The following is an 11173-nucleotide window of genomic DNA, read 5'->3' on the forward strand; positions in this document are numbered from 1 at the left end:
ATTTCGCACTGACTGCTGATGGAAAATAATAAATCTTACCTCGACAGGATACCACTGGTGTTCCTATTGATCGTTGCGGCACTTGGGCTGCAGGAAATATTTCTTTTGTTGCCTTCGTCAGCGAAAAAGGAAAACCTGCAAATCAGTTACATCGTAGACGAGATCATCAATATCTTCATCGTTTTTGTACCGCTTGCTCTTGCATTCAACAAATGGACCAAGGCATGGTGGTGCATCGGCGCATCCATCATTGGCACCATTGGCAGCGCAGTGATATGGGATAATTTCATTGATTTCAGTAAAGACTATACAGCTTCCGGTTTTTTATATGTCGGCCTGCAGGTATTATTCATCCTGATAAATCTTTTCTTTTTCCTGGATAAAAAATTACCGGCAAAAAGGATATGGCTCATCCTGGCAGCACTGATCATCTTCAGGGGGACTTCTGTAATATTTTATTCCAACGCGGGTTCATTTGATCTTTTAAGAAAATTATTGGGTTCAGGCTTTCCGAAATATGCGGGCATGCTGGTGATGATGTGTTTTGGAATAACGAAATACATTTATTACAGCGAACTGCAGAATTTTGCCGATGGCAAAGCCCCGGTATGGAACATCCGTTTGCTGAATCCCGGAAATAGTTATAAAAAATTATCCGCTACGATCGTATTTTGGGTGTTGAAAACTTTGGTGTACCTGCTCGTATTCGGACTGGCATATATCATCAGCCGCTATTCAAGTCCGTTTCGTTCCTTTAGTTTTAAGATGACTTCATTGTTTGAGGCGATGTCCATTTTTAATTCGCTATTTTCTATCGGCGTGGCACTGATGGCCGCATGGTGGCTACGTAAATTTCTGATTGAATATTTCATCGGTCATGGCATTACTTCCAAAGTATCTTATTGGTTGCTGTTGCTGCCCGTAATCGGCATCATTACATGGATCGTTTTGTTGCAGGAGGAAAAAACAGATAATGCTTTAAAAAGGGTCGGCAATATCGATGAATTCGCCGCTGAAGGAACGCTGGGCATATCAGCCACGTATTTTACGCTGATGGGGATTTTATTATTACTCAACATTACAAAAGCCGGCTCAGTGCAAGGTGCCTTCAGCATGGTGCTGGCGATGTTGATGTTCGCATGGTTCATCAGAGACAGGTCGGCATATTATCTCAATTTTTATCTCAACGTAGCTTTATATGCCACCATATTGATATGGTTTTTCAGTGCCGACTTCAGGCAATACAGGGAATTAGCTATTCTGTATCCATTGGCGGTATACAACCTGATGATGCTGATCCTTATTTTTCCCGTTTATCATTTCAGCGATTTTATCTACATCTTGCCCGAAGAACCCGCTGAAACAGAACCTGAAAGCAAAGACCTGCTGCCCGAATTCCAGTAAGCGCATATTTGTTGTCATCAAACGAATATCCCTTATCGTTAGGGCTTCTTCAATCTTTCTGTAAAAATCTTCGAAGCTATTTGCCGGTAAATTGGATAATTTTGGAGCTACAAAAAATACATCATCATTCATATGCAACCATTTTCTCTTGTTATTCACGGCGGAGCCGGAACGATCCTGAAAGAAGACATGACACCCGAACTGGAAAAAGCTTATTTGCAGGGATTGCAGGATGCGCTGGATGCCGGGTATGCTGTACTGGAAGAAGGTGGTTCGGCCACTAATGCGGTTAAAGCGGCTATTGTGATACTGGAAGACAATCTTCTTTTTAATGCCGGCCGGGGATCGGTCTTTACCAAAAAAGGGGTACAGGAAATGGATGCCGCCATCATGGATGGCCATTCGATGAATGCCGGTGCTGTAGCGGGGATCCGCAACGTGCGCAACCCGATAGAACTGGCTACTGAAGTGATGAATAACAGCAATCACGTGTTCCTTAGCGGAAAAGGGGCGAATGATTTTGCGATAAAACAAGGCATCAAACTCGAGCCGGATGAATTTTTCTTTTCGCAATTCCGCTACGACCAATGGAAGGCAATGCGTGACAGCGATAATTATTCACTCGATCATACACACCAGGGACTGGAAGAATTGATGAAAGATAAAAAATTCGGAACGGTAGGCGCCGTGGCTTGCGATCAGCAGGGAAATATTGCGGCAGCAACAAGTACCGGTGGCATGACCAATAAAAAATACGGCCGCATTGGCGATAGCCCGGTTATTGGGGCCGGTACGTATGCCAACAATAAAACCTGCGCCATCAGTTGCACAGGGCATGGCGAGCCATTTATCTGTGCCGTAGCAGCACATGATGTGAGCTGCCTGATGGAATACAAAGGCCTCAGCCTGCAGGAAGCGATGAATGAAGTGGTAATGAAAAAACTGGTGGCGATGGACGGCGAAGGAGGTATGATCGGTACGGATGCCCATGGCAATACAGCCATGGTATTCAACAGCGCCGGCATGTACCGCGGGATGAAAAACAGTGCGGGCGAAAATCAGATCGCGATCTATAAAGATTAATGATCAGAGATTTATACATTTCTGTCAGCCTTCGGCAAACTCAGGCTGAAAGGGTATTTTATTTTTTTATGTAGTTGTGATCTGGTTGTAAATTGCGGCAAAATTGATTGGTTAAATACAGAAGTTTTACATGAAAAAATATGCAGTGATAGTGGCCGGCGGCAGCGGCGTAAGGATGAACAGTAAAGTGCCCAAACAGTTTTTATTGTTGAAAGGCAAGCCTGTATTGTATTATACCATTGATGCTTTCCTGAAAGCATACGAAGATATCCAGATCATATTGGTATTGCCGGAAGAGCACGTGGCAGCGGGGCAGGAAGTGATTGATGCTTTTTTTGATTACACCCGCATACAGATAACGATAGGTGGACGAACACGTTTTCACTCTGTACAAAATGGCCTGCAACTGATCACCGAAGAAAGTATGGTATTTGTGCATGATGCTGTGCGTTGCCTGCTCAGTACCGAACTCATTCACAGGTGTTACGATGCTGCTATAGAATTCGGTTCAGCCATTCCGGTTACAGATTGCCGCGACAGCGTACGGATCCTCAGCAATGATGGCAATGAAGCGATTGAACGCGATAGGGTAAAACTGGTGCAGACACCACAAACTTTCCACAGTAAGATCTTATTACCCGCATTCTTCAACATCGATTATAAAGATAAATTTACCGATGAAGCTACCGTGGTAGAAGCCTTTGGCCTCAAGGTGACTTTGGTAGAAGGGGAAGAAAGGAACATCAAGATCACCCAGCCCCTGGACATGGAATTCGCGGAACGCCTGATAAATATTTAGCGGAATTATTTTTTGAAAAGTTTCAGCACGGGGTGCAGATCGTTTTGCTTCAGGTGAAGATAGGGCTGATTCAAAGGGTTGAATTTCTTATAGAAGTCTGCCACACCTTTTATATCTGATCCTTCGAGATCCAGTATCAACCCACTTCCTGCAAATTCTTCAATTATCTTATCATACAAAAAATAATTGGCTTCAGTTTTTTTTCCTGCTGCTGTAATGCACGAAATAATATTGTACAATCTCTTTTCGTCTTTCAGTAACAAAGCCACCGCCAGCAATTCATCTGTCGTACTGCGGGCTTCACGGATTACCAGGTTGTTGGCGGCCAGCAATAGTTTACAGATATTTTTAAAACCTGTGATGTCTTTACCGGTAACACTTTCAATCTTCTCCGCATATAACGATTCATACAACGAGATCGTATTTTCAATATCATCAGAAGAAGCATATCTGAGTTCCAGTTTCTGCAGCCGTCTGAGGCTTTTGGTGAAATTAGGATGATATTGCCGGTAGAGTTGTTCATACGGAAGCATCAATGGAAGAATGAAATTGGTACGTTCCTCAACAGTTACCCCGGCTGGAAGGAACAGGTCGGCCATCGCATAATTAATGGTGATATCAGCATAGCTGAATCGTTCAAAAGCCATTTCCATAAAGCATTCCAACGTGCCTGGATCTATATTTTCTTTGTAAAAAACCCCCAGCTGCTGAACAAAAGATGGCTGGTATAAATATTCTATTCCCCACTTTTTTCTCCTTACAAGCGGCATTACTGCATGATAATCGTCGAGCACCAACGCATCCCAGTTGCCGGCAATTTCATCGAGGTAAAATGCCCGGGCATAGATGAGCCCGTTGGTTGCGTGCACGATGCAATCATCCCATTGCTGCCTGTCGACCTGGTCGTATGGTACAAATTCAACAGGCATCGGGTTATAAAGTTATTTGAGGGAAATACCTTTTCAGGTTGATATTTTGAATATCGATGCTGAAGGCGATGTTTTTGGAAAAACGTTTTTCGGTGATCGTTGATTTGAAATAATCATCAAACACTTTGCTATAGAGGATCGGGAAATATACATTTACAGTATTTCTGAACAATGATATCTGTAAGCCTGCATCATACAGGAATTTACCGGTGCCCGCATTTTTTTTCCATGCTTCGGCATAGGTGCCCACATCGGCAAATACTTTCAGCGGAATTTTTATAGGTAAAATGCTCAGCGGGTTGATCTGTTTCGGAATATCGGTATTGATGTTGAGCGCCGATAACCAGTTATCGGTTTTGCCGATCTTGCTGCTCAACAAGTCCGTACGTACTTTGAAAGCGCCATCGCGGATCATGATCTGTTGCGTGGAAATTCCTTCAAATTCGTTGCGCCCATAGAAATAGTTGCTGTAGGTGTAATCTTCAGAACCATTGGCACCAGTGAGGTTCAGGTGATAACGATCCGTTTTGAATTGAGTGGTAAATGTTTTGTCGCCCGTGTAAAAGAATTTGCCGGCAAAAAATCTCAGGTTCAATCCGCCGCCTTTGGCGAAGTTGAAAAAGTATTCTGCAGTAAGGCCTGTACGTACAAATCCTTCTCCCTGGTCCGTTTGTAATTCTATTTTATAAGGATACAAAACCCTGTTATTTTCAAATACAAGTTTCAACTGATTTACATAGCGTTTCTGTTTCGGGTAAGTGATCACATCCACATCATTGGTGGTGTCCCGCGTAAAAGACAATCCGGTTTCGTTGATCAGGAAAGTTTTGAACTGGATATATTTTGTAACATGGCTACGCGGATCCTTGTTGGCAAATGTATATCTCAGTGAAGGCACAATTTTCGTGTAGGGCTGGTAGTTAGTCTTGCCCGTAGAGTCTTTGAAAGTATCGCCGGTAAACCTGGCGACTGATCCTGCCAGTTCCAGCCGCTGGCCTTTGTTGCCGGTAAATACTGTGTAACCAACTCTTCCGATCCCGTTAAAGGAGGCAGACCCCGTGGCATAAAGTGGTACAGCCACAAAGTGGAGCCTGCTCAATGGCATCGAATAATTATGTATGATGGCACCGGGCATGAATTTATCATAGAAGTTGTAACCCAATGCCGGAGCAACACCGATATAGTTATGCTTGTCTGTATCTTTCAGGCTGAAGAAAGGAGTGAGGCGAAGATCTTTTTTCTGTTTTTTCAATAAACTGCCCTTTTGCGAAAGTAAAGCAAACTGCGCATCCATATTTCGGCCGCTTACTTCTTCTACAAGTTTTTTAAAATCTTCAGGATAGGGATGTTTGAATTTCCAGCGTTGATAATAAGTTTTCATGCAACTGTCGAATAACGGTTTGCCCAATTGTTCTTCGAGCAACTTCATCCATTGGCCTGTTTTTTCATAAGCCACTATTCCGTAATTCATCATGTTGAAGGAGGCGGACGGGGTTTCAATCGGCTGGTCTTTTTTAAGCCGGGCAACGGTTTCGAAGATATTCTGCTCCAGGTTATCGGGCATTATTTTTTGCAAAAAGCGTGAGTCCGTTGTCAACACGCTGTTGTTACTGTACTGCTGCTGCTCATACCGGTGGTCATAATACGTATTCATACCCTCATCCATCCATGGATGCTGGCGTTCGTTGCTGGCCAGTATTCCGTAGAACCAATTGTGGCCTACTTCATGATTGATCACAAAATCAAGCATACGCTCATTTTCCGGTGTTTCTACCGTGGTGATGGTCGGATACTCCATACCGCCGCCGGTAGCATCACCGGGATTATCCACCACGGTCACGATATCATACGGGTATTCACCCAGCCATTCGCTTTTGGTGGTGATGGCGTTTTTGATGAATTGCAGACTATTCTTCCACATCGCTTCATGTTGTTTCAGGTAATAAGCGTATACATCAATTGTTTTTGTAGCAAGGTGCAATGTGTCGTGCAGCACGATAAAATCTTTATCTGCAAACCAGGCAAAATCATGCACATTATCCTGGGTGAAATGAAAAGTGCTTTTATTGCCATCTGAAGTTTCATTGATCTTTTTGCCTGTGGCAGCAACCTTATAACTAACGGGGACGGTTACCTGCACATCAAAGTTTCCAAACTCACTGTAAAATTCGCCCTGGTCGAGGTAAGGCATTTCGTGCCAGCCTTTATGGTCGTAGACGGCGGGTTTGGGATACCATTGAGTTGCCATGAATGATTGCCCGACATATCCGCTACGCGAAAAATTATAGGGCAGCTTTACATGAAAAGGAGTTTCAATTTCGGTGGATTTGCCTGGGGCAAGAGGATGCGGTAAAATGAGTTTTATGATATCCTGGTGTGCAGGATGGTCTTCCGCTTCGGCAGAAATACCGTCTGCTTTAAAAGCCAGCCGGTTGATATAACCACGTTTTTCTTCATCACTGAAATAAAAATCCGTCTGGCCGTTTTCCAGGCGCTGATCGCTGAAGGCGGTTTTGTCATTTTTATAAGCATTTGGCCACAAGTGGATCCAGATGAAAGTCAGGGTATCCGGTGAATTATTAAAATATTTAAGCCGAAGCTGGCCATCCAGTGTATGAGCAGTATCGTTGAGCGATACTTTGATGGTATAATCAGCCCTTTGCTGCCAGTAATCTTCCGACTGACAAAAAGCACAAAAGGCAATGAAAAGTTGTATGAAAAGCAGCAGTATTTTTTTCAAGGAATGTGTTTGTTCAAAAATAATGATAAAAGCCGAAAATAGTAGCCAGATGTTCGTTGTCAGTTGTGAGCGATCGTTGCGAAGGATTAAGCAAAGTTTAGCCAGCAACGTCCTGACATCTGGCAACTAACAACTGACATCTTTTATTTTCCTTTTCCGGCAAAAATGATACTGATCGTATAGATCATGATCTTGAAATCCAGTCCCAGGGAAACATTTTCAACGTAAAGCAGATCGTAAGGCATCCGTTGCAGCATTTCGCTGATGTTGGAAGCGTAGCCGAATTTTACCATTCCCCAGCTCGTGAGGCCTGGCTTCACTTTGAAGAGATAGTTATATTCAGGGTGGAGCGCCACCATCTGGTCGATGTAAAATTTTCGTTCCGGCCTCGGGCCAACCAGGCTCATTTCTCCTTTGATGATGTTCCAGAGTTGTGGCAATTCGTCGAGCCGCCATTTGCGCATCACTTTGCCCCAGCGTGTGATGCGGTCGTCCTGATCGCTGCTAAGCTGCGGGCCGTTTTTTTCAGCATTCACATGCATCGAGCGGAGCTTGTACATGATAAAAGGCTTGCCTTTATAACCGATCCTTTCCTGCAAAAAGAAAAGCGGCCCTTTGGAACTAAGTTTTAGCCGTATGATGGTATAAATAAAAAGCGGGGTGAGTAAAACCACTGCCAGCAATGAGATGAAGAGATCGGTGAAGCGCTTGATATTTTGCTGCCAGGCTGGTAACAGTCCGGAGTGCAGATCTATCAGGGGCACACCCATCACGTTATTCGTCTGTATGGCGCCACTGATGATGTCGAATGTATCGGGTGTTATTTTTATGTTCACTTCCTTATCGCTGAGCAGCTGGAGTATTCTGGTGATAAGTTCGCGGTCGTTTTTTTCTACAGCAATGATCACTTCTTCAATATATTCTTCCTGTATGATATCGGTGAGCAGACTGATATCCCTGTGAACGCTGATGTTTCGGAAGTGAGAAGCGTCGCTGCTATTCATATCAATGATGGAAGCGATACGATATCCGGCGCTGTCGCCTTTCTCCAATAAGTTATCATGCAGCTCGATCATCTTTTTCCCTGACCCGATGAGCAGTGTATTGAAGAATACTTTTTTTTGTAATAATTGTTTGTGAACGCAGGTAAGTATGATCATACGGATGATCGCGGTAGAAAAAAATATGGGGATCAGCAGGCAGAAAAATTCCACATAATACCTCGTATTGTCCGTTTGGGGATTTTTCAGGATAAAAAAGAAAAGCAGCCCCAGGCAACCTATAGTGGTAAGGACAAATGTTTTGAAAAGCTCTGTGATCCTCGATTTCTGGTAGAGACCGGTATACGTACCTGTTATGAAATTCAGGCTCAGCCAGCCAAGTGTGTAAAGGAAAAGTCCGAGATAAAATCCGGCAGGGACTGAAAAAGGGTATTCGTAAATAACGGTACGCAGATAATAAAAACAAAGCCAGGTGAGCAGGCAGATGACGATATCCGCAAATACGTACCAACTGATATTTATCCTGGGTTGCTTCAATTCGTTTAGAGATTAGGGTTTAGAGTTTAGGGTGGTACAAGTTAAGAAAGTTTTTTGCCTAAACTCTAATCCCTAATCTCTAAACTGTTTTATCGTTGGGCACTGTTTATTTTATCCAATATCTTATGCGCTACATCCATCGCTTCGAAGCCATCCATCACGGTTACAGGTGTTTCGGTGTTGTTGGTGATAGCATCTTTAAATCCCTGTAATTCCATTTTGATCGCATTGCCATCTTCAATAGCGGGGCTGGAAATAGCAATCGTTTTTTTACCATTATTGGTATCGATGTCGAAGGTGAAAACATTTTTATCGCCGGGGGTATTCAGTTTGATGATCTCTGTTTTTTTATCGAGGAAATCAATACCGATGTAAGCATCCTTCTGAAACAAACGCATCTTGCGCATTTTTTTCATGGAGATGCGGCTGCTGGTAAGGTTTGCAACGCATCCATTATCGAATTCGATGCGTACGTTGGCAATGTCAGGAGTATCGCTCATGACGGATACGCCGTTGGCGGAAATATGGCTGACATTACTTTTCACCAGGTGAAGTATGATGTCTATATCGTGGATCATCAGATCCAGGATCACGCTTACGTCGGTACCACGTGGATTGAATTGCGCCAACCTGTGTACTTCGATGAACATTGGCTCCAGGCTGAATTCTTTTAATGAAAGAAAAGCAGGATTGAAACGTTCCACATGCCCGACCTGGAATTTCAGGTTGGATTCTTTCGCCAGCTTTACCAATGCACGGGCTTCTTCCATGGTATTGGCCAGGGGCTTTTCTACAAAAACATGTTTGCCTTTCCGGAGCGCCAGTGAGCAAAGGTTATAGTGATGGGGGGTAGGGGCTACGATATCTACAGCATCACATTCATCCATCAGTGATGCTGGATCGGGATATCTCTTAAGGCCATATTTTTCCTGTACAGGAATCGCATTATGGTCATCGGGATCGAAAAAACCCACCAGTGTAACATCTTCTATTTCTTTCCAGTTGTTCAAATGGAATTTGCCCAAATGCCCTACACCTAGTACCCCGATTTTTAACATGCTAATTAGTTATAAGTTATAAGTGATGAGTTAAAAGTGTAACAGCCCGTACTCTTCATTCTTCATTCTTCATTCGTAATTGATCTTAGGCTTCATCCCAGAAGCCCATTTTGCCGAATTTGCTGATCCTTTCTTCTACTCTTTGTTCGGGTGTTTTTTGTTTTAGTTCCTGTATGGCGGGGATAAGATAATTTTTCAAAATGTTTGCAGCGCCGTCGTAGTCCCAATGTGCGCCACCCATCGGCTCCGGTATAACATCGTCTACAAGCCCGAATTGCAACATATCGGTACCGGTCAGACGCAGTTGTTCGGCGGCAGTTTCTTTTTTATCCCAGGTGCGCCAGAGGATGCTGCTGCAGCTTTCGGGAGAGATAACGGTATACCATGTATTTTCCAGCATCACCACTTTATCGCCAACACCTATGCCCAATGCGCCACCGCTGGCACCTTCGCCGATGATGACACAGATGACGGGCACTTTCAGGCTGATCATTTCATATATATTACGTGCGATAGCTTCGCCTTGTCCACGTTCTTCCGCTTCCAGGCCGGGATAAGCTCCCGGGGTATCGATCAGTGTGATGATCGGTTTATTGAATTTTTCAGCGAGTTTCATAAGGCGAAGCGCCTTCCTGTAACCTTCGGGGTTGGCCATACCAAAATTGCGCATCTGCCTTGTTTTGGTATTGTTCCCTTTTTGCTGCCCGATGATCATGACCGTTTCATCGCCAAGCTGTGCAAATCCGCCTACCATGGCTTTATCATCCCTCACATTGCGGTCGCCGTGCAGCTCAATGAAATTGGTGCACATTTTCTCAATATATTTAAGGGTGTATGGCCTGTCGGGATGGCGGCTCAGCTGAACACGCTGCCAGGGGGTGAGGGTTTCTGTGAGTTGTTGCTTGGTTTCGATGATAGTTTTTTCCAGCCCCTCGATGGTGCTGCTCATATCGATCTTTTTATTTTTTTCCTGGCTTAACTTGAGCTGTTCGATCTGATCATACAGGTCTTTGATCGGTTTTTCAAAATCAAGGAACTGTCGGTTTTTTAACTGTGGCATATTAAAATTTTACTGCTAATCGGGTGTAAGTTAATTTGTAAAAGTAGTTGAACTAAATTTTTTTAAAAAGTTTTGTTTTAAAAAGCTAAAAATACTTATCTTTGCAATCCCGAAAAAATAGAAAGCTATTTCAGGGGATAAGGATCGGTAGTTCAGTTGGTTAGAATGCTGCCCTGTCACGGCAGAGGTCGCGGGTTCGAGTCCCGTCCGGTCCGCTAAAAGCCATCTCTTCAAAAGAGGTGGCTTTTTTGTTTTTTTCATCTTCGCAATATGTACTACGTTTATATACTCCGCAGCGATGTTGACCAATCTTTTTATAAGGGGTATACTGAAAATCCGGCTCAGCGGTTGATACAACATAACAACGGGGAATCAGTTTATACACGAAACAAGATTCCCTGGAAATTAGTGTACGTAGAAGTATTCTCCACCAAAAAAGAAGCATTGATCCGTGAAAAAAATCTTAAGAAAGCGACGCACCAGCGTATTGAGTCACTGATAAGTCACCCCAAAAATATTGTCGGGCAGTTTGGTTAGAATGCAGCCCTATCATCCCCACAGT

9 protein-coding genes and 1 tRNA gene are annotated in these 11173 nt (G+C 43.7%); 5 read left to right on the forward strand and 5 right to left on the reverse strand.

Features of this window, described 5'->3' with window-relative positions; genetic code table 11:
* The first annotated feature begins 18 nt into the window (after positions 1 to 18).
* The 3 genes from EGI32_RS06950 (at position 19) to EGI32_RS06960 (ending at position 3286) form a co-directional block, all read left to right on the forward strand.
* Positions 19 to 1404, forward strand: a complete 1386-nt coding sequence (locus tag EGI32_RS06950) for a hypothetical protein (protein WP_255154662.1) — start codon at positions 19 to 21, stop codon at positions 1402 to 1404.
* A 132-nt stretch (positions 1405 to 1536) separates the two neighbouring features.
* Complete coding sequence (locus EGI32_RS06955) at positions 1537 to 2487, forward strand: isoaspartyl peptidase/L-asparaginase family protein (RefSeq protein WP_255154663.1); 951 nt, start codon at positions 1537 to 1539, stop codon at positions 2485 to 2487.
* 130 nt (positions 2488 to 2617) lie between these two features.
* Positions 2618 to 3286: a 2-C-methyl-D-erythritol 4-phosphate cytidylyltransferase gene (locus EGI32_RS06960; protein WP_255154664.1), complete on the forward strand. Its 669-nt coding sequence runs from the start codon at positions 2618 to 2620 to the stop codon at positions 3284 to 3286.
* Between the two features lie 5 nt (positions 3287 to 3291).
* Here the strand turns inward: EGI32_RS06960 and EGI32_RS06965 are convergent, their stop codons facing one another.
* From EGI32_RS06965 to EGI32_RS06985, 5 genes are all read right to left on the reverse strand, one after another.
* Complete coding sequence (locus EGI32_RS06965; RefSeq protein WP_255154665.1) at positions 3292 to 4215, reverse strand: GNAT family N-acetyltransferase; 924 nt, start codon at positions 4213 to 4215, stop codon at positions 3292 to 3294.
* Positions 4216 to 4219: 4 nt separating this feature from the next.
* On the reverse strand, positions 4220 to 6955 hold the full coding sequence (locus tag EGI32_RS06970; protein WP_255154666.1) for a M1 family metallopeptidase: 2736 nt from the start codon (positions 6953 to 6955) through the stop codon (positions 4220 to 4222).
* Positions 6956 to 7098: 143 nt separating this feature from the next.
* Positions 7099 to 8493 (reverse strand): sugar transferase, encoded by a 1395-nt coding sequence (locus EGI32_RS06975; RefSeq protein ID WP_255154667.1) that lies wholly within the window; start codon positions 8491 to 8493, stop codon positions 7099 to 7101.
* A gap of 89 nt (positions 8494 to 8582) precedes the next feature.
* A complete protein-coding gene (locus EGI32_RS06980; protein WP_255154668.1) occupies positions 8583 to 9551 on the reverse strand; it encodes a Gfo/Idh/MocA family protein in 969 nt (322 codons plus the stop codon).
* 85 nt (positions 9552 to 9636) lie between these two features.
* Positions 9637 to 10611, reverse strand: coding sequence for an acetyl-CoA carboxylase carboxyltransferase subunit alpha (locus EGI32_RS06985; protein WP_255154669.1), 975 nt, complete (start codon positions 10609 to 10611; stop codon positions 9637 to 9639).
* A gap of 141 nt (positions 10612 to 10752) precedes the next feature.
* Here EGI32_RS06985 and EGI32_RS06990 point away from each other — a divergent pair.
* Both EGI32_RS06990 and EGI32_RS06995 read left to right on the forward strand, forming a co-directional pair.
* Positions 10753 to 10826 (forward strand) — tRNA-Asp (locus tag EGI32_RS06990).
* 55 nt (positions 10827 to 10881) lie between these two features.
* Positions 10882 to 11148 (forward strand): GIY-YIG nuclease family protein, encoded by a 267-nt coding sequence (locus EGI32_RS06995; protein WP_255154670.1) that lies wholly within the window; start codon positions 10882 to 10884, stop codon positions 11146 to 11148.
* Positions 11149 to 11173 lie beyond the last annotated feature (25 nt).

Source organism: Ferruginibacter sp. HRS2-29 (assembly GCF_024343615.1).
Taxonomy (GTDB): Bacteria; Bacteroidota; Bacteroidia; order Chitinophagales; family Chitinophagaceae; genus Ferruginibacter.